This is a genomic window from uncultured Croceicoccus sp., from assembly GCF_947496385.1.
Classification (GTDB): domain Bacteria; phylum Pseudomonadota; class Alphaproteobacteria; order Sphingomonadales; family Sphingomonadaceae; genus Croceicoccus.
Map to the genome: position 1 here is coordinate 61550 of NZ_CANMCP010000010.1, position 14163 is coordinate 75712.

A 14163-nucleotide genomic window follows, 5' to 3' on the forward strand; every position below is an offset into this window, starting at 1 on the left:
CCGGCCCTATTCTGTTGAAAAAGTCGCTGGTGTGGCGGGGTGGGTATCGCTTCAGATAGCGGGCGAGCGGGAATGGATGGTGCTCATGCCATCCTGATCGCCGGTGCCGGGATCATCTTGGCCATCTTGCGGAGGTTCTGGGCTGCTGCGGCGAGGTGGAACTCGTCTTTTGCCCCGTTTGGACCGCGCAGACGCAAGCGGTCCAGTTTCAATATTCGTTTGAGGTGCGCGAATAGCATCTCGACCTTCTTCGCTGGCGCCGTGAGACAAGATAGGCATCGGTTGTGGCGATATCCCGTGCCATGTCGCGTGCACCTTCGTGGACCGAACGCATGATCTTGCGGGCCGCCATTTTCGGCGTGCAACGCTGCTTTAGCACACAGGTGGCGCAGTCCTTTTCACGAGCGCGATAACGGATGAAGCCATCGGCATTGGCCAGTGGACGTGGCATGCTGAAGTTCCGGTTCGACGGTCGAAGCCGGTGGCCGTCAGGGCAGATATAGCTGTCGTCCTCATGGTCGAAGGTAAACGCAGACCGTGCAAAGGTGTCATCCGTGCGAGCGGATTTGTCGAACACCGGGATATGCGGCTCGATGCCTTTATCCTCGACCAGCCAGGCCAGGTTCGGCGCCGAACCGTAGGCCGTGTCTGCCACAAGCCGCTCGGGCCACAGGCCGAAGCGATCCTGCGTGCGCTCGATCATCCGGCGCTGGGCTGTCACTTCTGCCTGGCGCACCGAGGTCGTCGCTTCCACGTCGACAATGACCGCATGATCAAGGTCGATCAGATAGTTGGTGCTGTAGGAATAGAACGCCGCATCGCGCGTTGCCGCTGTCCAGCGTGCGGCCGGATCGGTAAGATTGATCCGCTTGGGCGTCACAGGTGTGGAGCCGCCGAACGCGGCATCGTCCAGCACTTCGAGATATTCGGCGACCGCACGGCCTGCCGCTTTGGATGGCAGCCCTTCGTCGCCGGGCACCGAACGCTGGCGGTGAACGTCGGCGCGGATCAGGCTGGCATCGACCGCGAACCCCTCGGCGCCTACCAGACCCTCTGCCATGCAGCGCTCGACGGTCGTCTCAAACAGCTTGCGCAACAGGTCGCTGTCGCGGAAACGGCCGTGGCGGTTCTTCGAGAAGGTTGAATGATCGGGAACAACCCCCTCGAGATCGAGCCGGCAGAACCAGCGATAGGCGAGGTTGAGATGCACCTCCTCACACAGCCGCCGCTCCGAACGGATGCCCATGCAGTAACCAATAATCAGCATCCGGATCATCAGCTCTGGATCAATCGAGGGACGACCCATCGCGCTGTAGAACGGCTTCAAATATTCACGGATACCCGCCAGATCAACGAACCGATCAATCAAGCGCAGCAGGTGATCTGATGGAACGTGATCCTCAATGCGGAAGCTGTAAAACAAAGCCTCCTGCATTGCCGTTCGCTCGCCCATCATCAGACTGCCTCCAATTGCCTCCGGACAACTGAATCAGGACTTTGTCCCTACCGCAAGCAGGACTTTTTCAACAGAATAGGGCCGACAGCGGCCTGTCCAGTTTTGTGAAGAACCATCGGCAAGCGGACGTTTTTACGGCCAGCGAACAGGAGTTTGCCGTCGCAACAGGCCCGGGATCCTCAGCGACCCTTTGCGAAGACGTTGATCAGGAAATCGGAGACGGCGCGCACGGCGGGCGCCTCGTGGAGATCCGCGTGAATGACCAACCAGACCGGCCTTTTTTCGGGCTGCTCCGGCGCCACGCGCATGATGTCCGGGCAGGCATCGCCCATGATGCAGGGTAGCAAAGCGACCCCAAGTCCGGCGCGCGCGGCGGCGAATTGCGAGGGGAAATCGCTCGTCAGCAGGTCGAGCGGTCGGTCGCCCGCATATTCCTCCAGCCACCTCTGCTGAGCGACATGCGCGAGGGAGCTGTCAGTCGGATGCAAACCTCTCTCCGTTTTGCAGAGTGCGCCCTTCCCCGGCTATTCTTCAGGTCATGAGGTTTTGCCACTCAGCCAATGCAGCTGAGCGGCGGGCTTTGTAAGTCTGACGGTCGACAAGGTGGCGTTCGGAATTGAAGTGGTTGTGGAAGGAGGCATGAACCGATGCGAATTTCTGTAGTGACTTCATTCTTCGAAAGCGCAGCATCGCTCGTTCCCGTCGTCGGAATGGCAGGTGTGAGTTTTCGGCTCGGTTGTTCGCATAGCGGCCGGTGTCCTGCTTCGCCGAATTTCCGAGGTCGGACATCGCAGCTTTGTAGGAACGCAGTCCGTCGGTCGTTAAGACCTCCGGTGATCCGTGGCGCTTCAGCGCTTTCCTCATGAAGCGCAGCGCTGCAACCTTGTCCCTCTTCTTCGTAACGTAGCTTTCGAGCACCTCACCTTCGTGATCGACGGCACGCCATAGGTACACCATCTCGCCGTTTATGCGGACGTACATCTCATCGAGATGCCAATGCCAATGACGAAAACCGCGCATTCGGCTGACCCGCTGGCGACGGATGTCCGCCGCGAAAATCGGGCCAAACCTGTTCCACCAGTGTCGGACCGTCTCGTGGCAGATGTCGATCCCGCGTTCGGACAGGAGGTCCTCTACGTTTCGTAATGACAGCGGGAAGCGGACATACATCATAACTACGAGACGGATGACCTCCGGTGACGAGTGAAAATAGCGGAACGGGTTTGCTGGTTTCTTGGCTCGGGGCATGCGGGGTCCCCTACCCTGCGGCGTGCATTTTGCTAGAGGTACAATCCTTCTGACAGTGCCGCCGGCAGGCATGTGCCTTGCTGCTTCGGCGCTTCGCCGCGCTGGCCCGTGCCGCTCGCTTCGCGAGGTGTCCAACTCGCACATCACCACGTCTTTTGCCCATGGTTCACCGCGCCCAAAAACGCGTCCAGGTTGCGCGCATGTTGACAACCTCTTTTTTTAGCGGCGGGTTTGACAATTGCGTCCGGGTATAAGTTGTCAGCCTTATCGGTTTATATCAGCAATACAACGGGTTAGGCGCATTCTTGCCTCGGGGCCCTGACAACATCGTTGTCAACTAACGCTGGCAAGCGGTTGTCAGCTGTCAACATGCGCAACCTCTCCCATCGGACCGTCTCCAGCAGGCTCGACAGGGCCCATCTGAGGGAGGTGCAACCTGGCTATCATTCGCGGCGCGGCAGGGCACCGAAGGCGCTCTCGTTCTCCGCTTTTCCTGAGCACTACCCCCGTGCGCCCCTCTCCACTCTCCGCCGGTACGGGGCAGACACGAAAAAGCCCGCAGTCTGCGGGCTATTTGGCTGTTTCTCTGCTGTGGGAGATAGGGCCTGGACTAAATGGCGGAGCTGTCAGTCAGATACAAACCGCTCTCCGTTTTGCAGATTGCACCCTTCCCCGGCTATTCTTCAGGCCATGAGGTTCTGCCACTCAGCCAATGCGGCTGAGCGGCGGGCTTTGTAAGTTTGGCGGTCGACAAGGTGACGTTCGGAATTGAAGTGGTTGTGAAAGGATGCGTGAACCGATGCGAACTTCTGTAGCGACTTCATTTGCCTGAAGCGTAGCATGGCTGGTTCCCCTCGTCGGAATGGCAAGTGCGCATTTTCGGCTCGGTTGTTCGCCCAGCGGCGTGTCTCCTGCTTTGCCGAATTTCCGATGTCGGTCATGGCTGCTTTGTAGGACCGCAGTCCGTCAGTCGTAATGACTTCGGGCGAACCGTGACGCTTCAGCGCTTTCCTCATGAAGCGTAGGGCGGTTGCCTTGTCCCTCGTTTTTGTGACGTAGCTTTCGAGCACCTCACCTTCGTGATCGATGGCACGCCATAGGTACACCATCTCGCCATTGATGCGGACGTACATCTCATCGAGGTGCCAGTTCCACTGGCGAAAGCCGCGAATCCGATTTACGCGCTGGCGACGGATGTCGGCCGCGAACATTGGACCAAACCTGTTCCACCAGAGCCGCACCGTCTCATGGCAGATGTCGATGCCGCGCTCGGACAGAAGATCCTCGACGTTCCGCAGCGAAAGCGGAAATCGGACATACGTCATCACGACAAGTCGGATCACCTCCGGCGAAGAATGGAAATGCCGAAACGGGTTTGCTGGTTTCTTGGCTCGGGGCATGCGCTTCCCCTACCCTGCACCGCGGCATTTGCGAGAGGTACCGTCCTTCTGACAGTGCCGCTTCAATTCTCGGCCCTGGCTCATCCTCTCAGGCGAAAACGATGTCGGATTGGTGTATTTGCGTTGTCGATACGATTAAGAAGTCCGCCGACCCATTGCCGTCAACATCACCAGCCAAGAAGAATTTTCCGTCTTCGACAAAAGAACGAAATTCACCCGCGGTGCCCGTGAACTCCTCCGATCCGACCCAAGTAAATCGCTCGAAAGCATCGGTGCCAGAGACAGCGTCCAACTTGCTGAGATCGATACGGTCCTGACCAGTTTTAAAATCGGTTATCAGGTCGGTCACGCCATCCGCCGTTTCGAACAGGAAGGTATCGCGACCCTGACCACCTGTCATAACGTCGGCTCCTTCGCCGCCGATCAGCAAGTCATCGTGTTGCCCCCCATGAAGCAAATCATTGCCGTTACCGCCGATCAGCGTGTCGCGGCCATTACCACCGAGGAGTTGGTCGTTACCATCACCGCCAAAAAGCTCATCGTCATGCTCGCCGCCATCGAGGTAGTCGTCGCCCTCTCCGCCTTTCAGCACGTCACGTCCATTACCACCCATTATTTCGTCTTCGCCTTCGCCGCCATCTACGACGTCGTCATGTTCTCCGGCATCAATGCGATCATTGCCTACCCCACCGGAGATAGCGTCTTTCCCATTTCGGCCGAAGATCTCATCGTCTCCATTGCCGCCAAAAAGCTGATCGTCATGCTCGCCGCCATCAATGTAGTCGTTACCGGCATCGCCATAAATGGTGTCCTTCCCGTTGGAGCCGAGCAGCCTGTCGTTGCCTTCGCCGCCGTCCAGGAAATCGTCGTGTTCGCCGCCGTCGATGCGGTCATCGCCCTCGCCGCCAAGTAGCGTATCATTACCATTATGGCCCTCGATCCGGTCGTTTCCGCCGAGACCAGACAGATAATCGTCCGCGTGACCATTTCCGCCCAACAGCACGTCAGCGAACTGGCTCCCTTCGAACCGTTCGATCGAAATATATTTGTCGCGCGCCGCGTCGCCGCTGCGGCCGGTCCGATCGGAGGTCGTAATCGCAATGCCAGCTGTTGCGCCGCGATAGCTTACGGTGTCGATGCCGGCACCGCCATTCAGGATATTGACCAGGCCGTTGGCGATCAATAGATCGCTGCCGCTTCCGCCGATCGCGTTCTCTATCTCCGCACCATAGGCGATGCCGACATTGTCGATCAGCCCGCCGAGCCTGGGGTTCGCAACGAAAATCGCCATGTTCGCATCGTAAACCTGGCGTGGAACGGGCGGCAATCCAGCCGCGGCCCGGTTTGCATTCACCTCGTCGAACGAAAGCGCAGATGCGAGTGTTACTCCGCCGATGCTCGACAAAGCGCCATCGCGCAGATCGATAATCTGGTTCGTGTCATATCCGGATGCGTCGATCGTGTCGTTCCCGCCAGCATCCCAGATCGTCATGACAGACGCCGGGTTTTTATCGAAATCATACCAGTCGCGACCAGCATTCGAATTGAAGCCATAGACCGTATCGCCGGTCCGCGTCGTCATATCCGCGCCGTACATGGCCTGAATAGCCGCGATATCATGAATGGACGGCACCGATGAATAGACAGTGGTGGACAAGTTGAAATCGAAATGCTGCGCACCGGTCGCCCCGGCCGCGAAATAGGACATGACAGTGTAGGCGCGGCTGTCCTGAAAATATTCGGCATTATTCCCATATGAAAACGAAACACCGGGCGCCGCATTGTACGCGCCGGGATGCGATAATCCCAATGAATGTCCGACCTCGTGCGTGATCGTTTGAAGGCCGTAGCTGCCGATGCCGAGTTGATAATTGCTTGCCTGGGTGGCCGAAACCCATACGTCGCCGGCAATGGCCTGCACCTGTGCGTTGATATCCGGGTCGGCGTTCAATGTTTCTAGCGGAAGACGCGCATAGGCCTGCGTTTGCGGCGCATTCGCGAGATTGCCAAAGTTGATGTCGCCGTTGTTAGCATCGGTTTCTATAAAGCGAACCGCGGCCACATCGTCCCAGCTTTGCATCGCATCACGCGTAGCGGCGCGCTGCGCTTCTCCAAACGAGGTGAAGTTGAAATATTCGTCGAGTGCGAAGACTTCCTCACCGACGGTATAGGCATAGCCGTTGGCACCCACTTCATCGACATTTTCAAAGAAGCCGAAGGTGATCGTATCCGGATCACCGTCGAAACGTTGAGGCGCAGGGTCTGGACCGTCGTTCCAACTGGCACCTGTGCGGTTGAGGTGCGCTACAATTTGCTCGACTGACCATATCGGCTTGCCATTCGGCGCCGTAGTCCCGGCGAGAGCGTCAACCGAAGCATCAAGTATATCGACCGGCAAGATACGCGGATAGCTTACCCCCATATCGGTCCGGGAATCGGAACCGTTCTGGCATTCGCCACATTCACAGGTGAAATCGATCGCGCTGCGAATTACATAATCGGTCATTCGTTTCCTCGTCGCGTTGCATTGTCAACTTTGCGCGGCGCCGTATTGCGCGAGCGCCACGGGAGAATTTCATCGAGCGATGCAGCGATCGCCGTTTCGAGCGCCGCATCGTTATCAAATTTAACCACGCGCGGGCGGGATCCGAACATAACCTCCGATCCATCAAATATCGCCCGGAACGGCCGCATGGTGAACGCCACCGCGCCATCCTCTATAAGGGAAGCATGAACAAGGATCGTAAGTCGTCTCTCTGTCATGGCCTGCGGATCGCCAAGGGAGATAACTGATACCGGAACGGTACTATCGTTCATCGCGAGACGTGAAACCATCTCGCATATCCGAGCACGATCCGCTTCGGATGCGACACCTTCTTCGGCCTGAAGCAGACAGAGTATTTGCATACGTTCGACGTTGCGAAATGCAAGCGGAACACCCGGGTTCAGGCGCGACGCGCCAGGGGCATACGATATCATTTGCGAAGACACCGAACATGCTTCGCCTGCAGCCGCGGCAAGCACCAAAGCAGACCAGATCGCAAAGCGAATTCAAACCCCCCATAGAATGATATGGTGCCACGATGGCTTCTTGATCGAACCAATACTCAATCTTGCCGCATATTCAATTTTTAAAACCGGCACGGAAGCCTTCAGTCGGTTGCAACCCGCTTTCGGTTTTGCAAAGTGCGCCCTTCTCCGGCTATTCCTCCGGCCGGTAGTATTGCCAATCAGCCGGGGCGGCTAAGCGGCGCGTTTTGTAAGTTTGACGGTCGAAGACGTGACGTTCGCAATCAAAGTGATTGTGAATGCTTGCGTGCGCCGAGGCAAACTTCTTTAGGCCGTGTTGACAAAAGGAATTCCCAAACTCGCTTGGTTCTGACTCGAACCTGCTTTTTGAGGGCCAGTCATGGGTCTCAAAACGGCCTAGAAAAAATATTTACTGTGTAAGAAAAAGAGCATTCCGAATCCGAATTACAGATCCGTCTCGTTCATTTCGCGGTGCGGGCCACAGAGCCTTCCCGAGCTTCAGCTTCAGGCTCGTAACTATCCCGATAGTTGATCTCTGCCGAGGATCTAGCATTGCCAAGCCATTCGCTGAGGTTGTGCATTGCACTTTCCCGCCTGGCGGATGCCTCTGCCAACTGACGGCTCTGCACCCGGTTGAGCGTCTGCTTATGCTTCTGTCTGATTACGCCAGCGAACATTTCGCTCTCTCGCGAGATCGTGAAGGGCTTTTCGTCAGGCAGCGAGTTAAGCTGGCGCACGAGGTCGCTGGGCAAACCGGCGCTGTCCCATTCAACATTCGCTGGCCGCGCTTCCACCTCCGCCGCGCTCAGTATCTCGCGGATTTCCTCGAAGGTCGCGGCCTGATCGATCGCGCGCGTAAGCTTCGGATCGGTAAGGGCAGGGAATTGCACGCCTTCCACCTGATAGAAGAACCGTTCACTGCCAGCTGATTGGACACGATCGTTCACATCTGCCTCGTCCGGCGCTTGGTTAAACGCAACCAACCACCGAGCCGCAGCATCGGCAAGCAGAAGCTCGCGTGAACGTTGCTCTGCCAAAATGAAATCGGGTGTCTTATTCAGATCGCGCTCCTCGGCGAGCCCGACGAGCAGCTTGCGGTTGATGATCGCTTCCAACGCGTCACGCCGCGCGGCCTGATCCTGAAGATCCTCTATTCCGCGTGCAACGAGCTCGTTGTTGAGTTCGGAAGAGGTGATTTCGTAACCATTGACAGTCGCGACGGCATCCTCGCCGGGTTCCTTGCTGTCACAAGCGCTTAGCGATAGTAAGAGCGCACCGCAAATCGGAGAGATGAAGAGATTTCTGAACATTGGTGATCCCTGTACCGGTCGAACCGCTCGGTCGCGCCGCTTGGAGTAAGAAAAACTATGGAGACGGTATATGATTGGCTTACCGTAGTCTTGTTTGCGTTTTTGGTTGTCCTGTTTCTTCATCGTTCCGTCGATGTCGAAAATCCAAAAGATCATCTTTGGCAATATCTTGTGGCCGGGGTCGGTTGCGCCGTTACGAATTGGTTGGGCAACGAGGGGATGGACGCCATGGCCGTGGGCACTTTTCTTGCGACGCTTGCATTCATTTATTACACGCTTCGCCCGTTCTCTTTCCAATCCGGCGGCAAATAAATCGGCGATATCGAGATCTTGAGAGAACCTGAAGGCCAGACGAAAAAGTTCACGTTCGACCAGTAAGGAGGCGTCGCGCGGTCGTAGGCGCATGCGCGATCATTGCATCGGCGAAGGAACGGAGCAGTGGGAGTGCCGCTTGCGGCCTGTTAGCGATGGTTGAGGTGCGCACAAGAATACCATCCGGCGACCGCCCTGCGAGGCTCTCCTGAAGCACGGCCCAACGTTGCGAGAGCAGCGACGTCGGAAAATGGTTGCCGACCCGGCTCCAATAAAGAACCTGCTCCTTGCGCACGTTCGATTCCGTGACTAGGAATTTCGCGTTGATGTCGTGACCGTCTGCCAACGGCAACTGAACGACCTGCGAACTAAGGATGCCGAAACCCGACGCTGGATAGCATCCTTCAGGGCGATGCATTTGCATGCTTTTGTTCTGGACGGCGCCGTAGGCAAGCAACAGCACAACCATTGCATCGCCATTCTCGTATCCGCGTACCATGACGTCATTGTACAATTGATCGGAAAGTTTGCTCTGCGGCGGCAAGACGACGTTTCCCGCAGGAACGGCGCGCCATTCGCCAAGCACATGGGGAAACGCGTTTTTCAGCGCGCCTCTTGGCAAGGCATCCACGTCCTTCTCGCCCGTTGCAAGCACGCTCGCGCCAGCGCACAACAGTCCCACACTGCCGACCAGCACGTCGCGGCGGCTCGCATGATTGCCAGCGCGGTTCATGTTTGCGCCGGCTTTGAGAGGACAGTCCGGGCGACAACCGCGTCCGCCGCGAACATGCCGGCGAGCGACACGGAGAACGTCAGCAAACCCGCCATGTCATGCATAAACCCTTGGGCCGCCTTGCTTCCCGCATGATAGGTCAGTAACGCCAGCACTATAACCCTCACGAGGTTAGAAAGCACCGCCATCGGCAAAATGGCCGCCATCAAAATGACTGCTCGCCTGCTATCGTTCCCAGCAACGAGATAGACGTAGAACAGGCCAATCGCACTCAGCGAGAACAGTGACATCAGGCCCGCGCACGCATCTTCCACCAGTAATTGATACTGGCCGATCTGGATTATGGCTCCGGTGCTGGCGACGGGGTAACCTGTCAGATCGAGAAGGCTAGCCGCGGCAAACGATATCCAAAGCTTTAACGGCTGCGTGACCTGATCCACGACGGAAGCCGGTAATACTACCATAAAGGCAAGATACAGGATCGGAAACCACAGGCGTTTGACAACGGCGGCGCCGAAGTAGAGCCACCCTGAACCAACCAGAAGCAAATAAAGCGCTGCGCTCTCGACGCTTACGATCTGGAACATCCGGGCTAGCAACCAGAGGCTGCTCAATGTCAAGAACGGAAGGATCCATAGCCATCCATCGTGAACGATCCTATGAGCTGTGATCCATTCGCGCTCGCGCCAGATCAACCAGAGGCCAGTTGCCAGAATAATGGGACCATGCACACCTGATTCTGTGGTCCAATGCTCTTTTGCAACGCGGATGAATGTCGGTACGGCGAAGGCCAGCAGGCCGATTGATGCGAACGCAGTTGCCCCGGACGCTCTTTGGAAAGTATCATTTCGAGCCGCCGTGGCGTCACTAGGCCTAGTCTCATGTCCTTTACTAAGCCCGTCCACGTCGATGTCCATAATGCACGCTTCGAAACCCACTTCGGCCGGGATCGCTTCGCTGGTCATCAATCCCAATCTTCTGCCACCTCAAGACTTGCTTCTATGTTGTCCCACTATGGCTCAACACAGTTTTTGCTTTGGATACCCTTGATCAATTTATTAAGGTTTAGTTAATAGGTTGTCATGGATGTAAGGGGCGTTTGGTGGCTAAAGTTCGATATTTGCTTGAATTGACCGCCATCGCAGGCATTCTTTTTGCCAGCGCACCTGCATCGGCCACGACTGCGTTGCTATACGACCTAAAATCCGAGACAGGGCAAGAAAATCTGAGCTTCCTTCTGCGCCCTGATGCGGAAATCGAGGCTTTCGGTTTAAACTACGGATCCGATCAAGAGTTTGGTATCGTTGATCCGGTAGCGACTTGGGGTTTTATTACAGGTTTCGGTAAGCTGTCCTTCTGGCGAGCGAGTTACGGAGGTGGGTTCCGTTTTTCCGGTCCAGATATCTTCGATGGCCAGGAACGGACGAAACAATACATCTCCGTCCAGAGCACGAGCCTCTTTACTGGTTCTGCTAGCACGCCGAATTACAAACTCGGGACGTTCAAGATGTCCTATATGTCTCACAACGAGCCGAAAATGGGATATTGGGGTACACTGTCCGTAAGTTCAGTAGGGTCGACGCCTTATACGCCCGGCGCAGTTCCCGAACCGTCGACCTGGGCAATGATGCTGCTTGGTTTCGGCGCAATTGGCTATGCAATGCGGCGTCGCCAAAAGATCGCTACGCAAGTTTCTTACGCAAACTAGCGCGTAGACTGGAGCTTTCAGTCGGATGCAAGCCGCTCTCCGTTTTGCAGAGTTGGCCCTTCCCCAAACATTCTTCAAGCCATCAGATTTTGCCGCTTAGCGAGCGCAGCTGAGCTTCATGAATGGTTCGAAGGTCAGATCGATCTGGAGCCTGAGCGTCTCGTGTGGAGCTGTCAGTCGGATGCAAACCGCTCTCCGTTTTGCAAAGTGCGCCCTTCCCCGGCTATTCTTCAGGTCATGAGGTTTTGCCACTCAGCCAATGCAGCTGAGCGGCGGGCTTTGTAAGTCTGACGGTCGACAAGGTGGCGTTCGGAATTGAAGTGGTTGTGAAAGGATGCGTGAACCGAGGCGAACTTCTGTAGCGATTTAATTTGCCGGAAGCGCAACATCGCCCGTTCCCGTCGTCGGAATGGCAGGTGTGAGTTTTCAGCCCTATTATTCGCCCAGCGGCCTGTCTCCTGCTTCGCTGAATTTCCGAGGTCGGACATCGCAGCTTTGTAGGAACGCAGTCCGTCGGTCCTGATTATTTCCGGCGATCCGTGGCGTTTCAGCGCTTTCTTCATGAAACGCAGGGCGGCGGCCTTGTCCCTCGTTGTCGTGACGTAGCTTTCCAGGATTTCACCTTCGTGATCGACGGCGCGCCAAAGGTACAGCATCTCGCCATTTATGCGGACGTACATCTCATCGAGATGCCAGTTCCAATGGCGAAAGCCGCGCATCCGATTTACCCGCTGGCGGCGAATGTCCGCCGCGAACATGGGACCAAACCTGTTCCACCAAAGCCGGACCGTCTCATGGCAGATGTCGATCCCACGCTCCGACAGTAGGTCTTCCACGTTCCGCAGCGAAAGCGGAAAACGAACGTACATCATTACCACGAGGCGGATCACTTCCGGCGAAGAATGGAAATACCGGAACGGGTTGGCTGGTTTCTTGGCTCGGGGCATCCGCTTCCCCTACCCTGCACCGCGGCATTTGCCAGAGGTACCATCCTTCTGACAGTGCCGAGCGGCGGGCTTTGTAAGTTTGACGATCAACGAGGTGACGTTCTGAATTGAAGTGGTTGTGGAAGGAAGCATGAACCGAGGCGAACTTCTGTAACGACTTCATTTGCCGGAAGCGCAGCATCGCTCGTTCCCTTCGTCGGAATGGCAGATGTGAGTTTTCGGTTCGGTTGTTCGCATAGCGGCCTGTCTCCTGCTTCGCCGAATTTCCCAGGTCGGACATCGCAGCTTTGTAGGACCGCAGACCGTCGGTCGTTATGACCTCTGGCGATCCGTGGCGTTTCAGCGCTTTCTTCATGAAACGCAGAGCGGCGGACTTGTCCCTCGTTTTAGTGACATAGCTTTTCAGCACTTCACCTTCGTGATCGACAGCGCGCCACAGGTACACCATCTCGCCGTTTATACGGACGTACATCTCATCGAGATGCCACTGCCATTTTCGAAAACCGCGCATCCGATTTACGCGTTGGCGGCGAATGTCCGCTGCGAACATCGGACCGAAACGATTCCACCAAAGCCGCACCGTCTCATGGCAAATGTCGATGCCACGTTCCGACAGAAGATCCTCGACGTTCCGCAGCGAAAGCGGAAAGCGGACATACATCATCACGACCAGTCGGATGACTTCCGGCGAAGAATGGAAGTACCGGAACGGGTTGGCTGGTTTCTTGGCTCGGGGCATACGCTTCCCCTACCCCGCACCGAGGCTTTTGCCAGAGGTACAATCCTTCTGACAGTGCCGGCTGGCTGGTTTCTTGGCTCGGGGCGTACGCCTCCCCTACCCTGCACCGCGGCTTTTGCCAGAGGTACCATCCGTTTGACAAAGCCCATTCACCAGATTTGCGACCGTCAGGAGAGCGTGTGCATCCCCCCTTCGAGCATGAAAGTCTGGCCAGTCAGGTAGGATGCTCCGTTGCTCGCGATAAAGACCGCGAGCGGGCCTGCGTCGCGTTCCGGCTCGCCAAGACGGCGCATGGGTATTTTCTCTTTCAACGCTTCCACGAACTCGGGGCGCGCAGCCTTCCACTTGTCGAAAGCGCGAGTTTCGAGTGCCGGATTAATGATATTAACCGTAATTCCGTATTGGCCCCATTCGCGTGCGGCCGTTCGTGACAGGGCGCGGATCGCCTCCTTGGTCGCATTGTAGCAGGTATTACCCTCGAACCCGATTTGGCCCGAACTCGATGCAAAGTTTATGATGCGCCCGAACCCTGCTTTTTTCATATAGGGAAATGCAGCCTTCATGAACCACAGGCTGGCCGTCGCGCCGGTGCGGAACGTATATTCCCACTCTCGCTCGTCTGTATCCTCGCAAGCGACGAAAACCGTCGACGGTTGCGGATCTGCTTCGGTTCCGAATCCTTGTGCATTGTTGACAACAATGTGCACCGCCCCAAATGTTTGCGCGGCCTTCTCGACACACGCATGGACCTCTTCGCGGTGACCGACGTCACAGGCAACCCCGATTGCCGTGCCGCCCGCTTCGTGAATTTCGTCGACCACGGCATCCACCGTCGATTGCGTCCGCGAAGCAACGACAACCTTGGCGCCTTCCTGCGCATAGGCCAAAGCGATGGCCCGCCCGATCCCACGTCCCGCTCCCGTCACGATTGCGACCTTATTCTTTAGAATCTGGCTTTCCATAGCTCTCCATCTCCTGTCGCCAGCCCGTTTTTGATTGCCGGACTTTGTTTGGTGTCGGCAGGCTAGGCCACCGGATCAAACGATTGTTACTAGCCTATGGTGTAGTTTGCGGCATCCTGCGGCAGACTTGCATGGAATGACCAGCGACATGCGTGTGGATCGGCCTTCATCGGAACGGCGATTTGCGCATGGCGAGCTGTTTTGCGATGGCATTACGTCGCAGACAGCGAGTGATGAAAGCCCGCAAGATATGGAACGCCGCCGATATCCATGCCGCGGCCTAAAGACGGGGGATATTCCTGCATTCGATCCGCCAGT

13 protein-coding genes and 2 pseudogenes are annotated in these 14163 nt (G+C 56.7%); 3 read left to right on the plus strand and 12 right to left on the minus strand.

Annotated elements, in window-relative coordinates:
* Positions 1 to 83: 83 nt before the first annotated feature.
* From Q0897_RS13695 to Q0897_RS13725, 7 genes and pseudogenes are all read right to left on the minus strand, one after another.
* Positions 84 to 1456 (minus strand): annotated as a pseudogene (locus Q0897_RS13695) (IS1182 family transposase).
* 179 nt (positions 1457 to 1635) lie between these two features.
* Positions 1636 to 1944: a LysR substrate-binding domain-containing protein gene (locus tag Q0897_RS13700; RefSeq protein ID WP_299309982.1), complete on the minus strand. Its 309-nt coding sequence runs from the start codon at positions 1942 to 1944 to the stop codon at positions 1636 to 1638.
* A gap of 43 nt (positions 1945 to 1987) precedes the next feature.
* On the minus strand, positions 1988 to 2704 hold the full coding sequence (locus Q0897_RS13705) for an IS6 family transposase (RefSeq protein WP_299309983.1): 717 nt from the start codon (positions 2702 to 2704) through the stop codon (positions 1988 to 1990).
* 683 nt (positions 2705 to 3387) lie between these two features.
* Positions 3388 to 4104, minus strand: a complete 717-nt coding sequence (locus Q0897_RS13710) for an IS6 family transposase (protein WP_299309984.1) — start codon at positions 4102 to 4104, stop codon at positions 3388 to 3390.
* Between the two features lie 88 nt (positions 4105 to 4192).
* On the minus strand, positions 4193 to 6610 hold the full coding sequence (locus tag Q0897_RS13715; protein ID WP_299309985.1) for a M10 family metallopeptidase C-terminal domain-containing protein: 2418 nt from the start codon (positions 6608 to 6610) through the stop codon (positions 4193 to 4195).
* A complete protein-coding gene (locus Q0897_RS13720; RefSeq protein ID WP_299309986.1) occupies positions 6607 to 6921 on the minus strand; it encodes a hypothetical protein in 315 nt (104 codons plus the stop codon). The genes Q0897_RS13715 and Q0897_RS13720 overlap by 4 nt, the downstream gene beginning before the upstream one ends.
* A gap of 674 nt (positions 6922 to 7595) precedes the next feature.
* Positions 7596 to 8444 carry a hypothetical protein gene (locus tag Q0897_RS13725; protein WP_366519939.1) on the minus strand — a complete coding sequence of 283 codons (849 nt, stop codon included), beginning with the start codon at positions 8442 to 8444 and terminating at the stop codon, positions 7596 to 7598.
* Between the two features lie 57 nt (positions 8445 to 8501).
* Here Q0897_RS13725 and Q0897_RS16135 point away from each other — a divergent pair, with 57 nt between their 5' ends.
* Positions 8502 to 8756, plus strand: a complete 255-nt coding sequence (locus Q0897_RS16135; RefSeq protein WP_366519940.1) for an XrtV sorting system accessory protein — start codon at positions 8502 to 8504, stop codon at positions 8754 to 8756.
* A 49-nt stretch (positions 8757 to 8805) separates the two neighbouring features.
* On the opposite strand, the gene Q0897_RS13730 is transcribed toward Q0897_RS16135, so the two are convergent.
* Both Q0897_RS13730 and xrtV read right to left on the minus strand, forming a co-directional pair.
* Complete coding sequence (locus Q0897_RS13730) at positions 8806 to 9489, minus strand: exosortase C-terminal domain/associated protein EpsI (RefSeq protein ID WP_299309988.1); 684 nt, start codon at positions 9487 to 9489, stop codon at positions 8806 to 8808.
* Positions 9486 to 10454, minus strand: coding sequence for an exosortase V (gene xrtV / locus Q0897_RS13735; protein ID WP_299309989.1), 969 nt, complete (start codon positions 10452 to 10454; stop codon positions 9486 to 9488). Before xrtV ends, Q0897_RS13730 begins: the two co-directional genes overlap by 4 nt.
* A 137-nt stretch (positions 10455 to 10591) precedes the next feature.
* Here xrtV and Q0897_RS13740 point away from each other — a divergent pair, with 137 nt between their 5' ends.
* A complete protein-coding gene (locus tag Q0897_RS13740; protein WP_299309990.1) occupies positions 10592 to 11197 on the plus strand; it encodes a PEPxxWA-CTERM sorting domain-containing protein in 606 nt (201 codons plus the stop codon).
* 230 nt (positions 11198 to 11427) lie between these two features.
* Here the strand turns inward: Q0897_RS13740 and Q0897_RS13745 are convergent, their stop codons facing one another.
* The 3 genes and pseudogenes from Q0897_RS13745 to Q0897_RS13755 all read right to left on the minus strand — a co-directional run bounded on the left by Q0897_RS13745 (position 11428) and on the right by Q0897_RS13755 (position 13845).
* On the minus strand, positions 11428 to 12144 hold the full coding sequence (locus Q0897_RS13745) for an IS6 family transposase (protein WP_299309991.1): 717 nt from the start codon (positions 12142 to 12144) through the stop codon (positions 11428 to 11430).
* A gap of 70 nt (positions 12145 to 12214) precedes the next feature.
* Positions 12215 to 12883 (minus strand): annotated as a pseudogene (locus Q0897_RS13750) (IS6 family transposase); the annotation flags it as partial.
* Between the two features lie 167 nt (positions 12884 to 13050).
* Entirely contained in the window at positions 13051 to 13845 is a 795-nt protein-coding gene (locus Q0897_RS13755; RefSeq protein WP_299309992.1) for an SDR family oxidoreductase, read from the minus strand.
* A gap of 136 nt (positions 13846 to 13981) precedes the next feature.
* Here Q0897_RS13755 and Q0897_RS13760 point away from each other — a divergent pair.
* A partial coding sequence (locus Q0897_RS13760) for a hypothetical protein (protein ID WP_299309993.1) occupies positions 13982 to 14163 on the plus strand: 182 nt, incomplete at its 3' end.

What these genes read in the sequence shown, in the direction of transcription:
- Q0897_RS13705 (WP_299309983.1), bottom strand. Translation starts at nt 2,704, where the DNA reads ATGCCCCGAGCCAAGAAACCAGCAAACCCGTTCCGCTATTTTCACTCG.
- Q0897_RS13710 (WP_299309984.1), bottom strand. Translation starts at nt 4,104, where the DNA reads ATGCCCCGAGCCAAGAAACCAGCAAACCCGTTTCGGCATTTCCATTCT.
- Q0897_RS13715 (WP_299309985.1), bottom strand. Translation starts at nt 6,610, where the DNA reads ATGACCGATTATGTAATTCGCAGCGCGATCGATTTCACCTGTGAATGT.
- Q0897_RS13720 (WP_299309986.1), bottom strand. Translation starts at nt 6,921, where the DNA reads ATGAACGATAGTACCGTTCCGGTATCAGTTATCTCCCTTGGCGATCCG.
- Q0897_RS13725 (WP_366519939.1), bottom strand. Translation starts at nt 8,444, where the DNA reads ATGTTCAGAAATCTCTTCATCTCTCCGATTTGCGGTGCGCTCTTACTA.
- Q0897_RS16135 (WP_366519940.1), top strand. Translation starts at nt 8,502, where the DNA reads ATGGAGACGGTATATGATTGGCTTACCGTAGTCTTGTTTGCGTTTTTG.
- Q0897_RS13730 (WP_299309988.1), bottom strand. Translation starts at nt 9,489, where the DNA reads ATGAACCGCGCTGGCAATCATGCGAGCCGCCGCGACGTGCTGGTCGGC.
- xrtV (WP_299309989.1), bottom strand. Translation starts at nt 10,454, where the DNA reads ATGACCAGCGAAGCGATCCCGGCCGAAGTGGGTTTCGAAGCGTGCATT.
- Q0897_RS13745 (WP_299309991.1), bottom strand. Translation starts at nt 12,144, where the DNA reads ATGCCCCGAGCCAAGAAACCAGCCAACCCGTTCCGGTATTTCCATTCT.
- Q0897_RS13755 (WP_299309992.1), bottom strand. Translation starts at nt 13,845, where the DNA reads ATGGAAAGCCAGATTCTAAAGAATAAGGTCGCAATCGTGACGGGAGCG.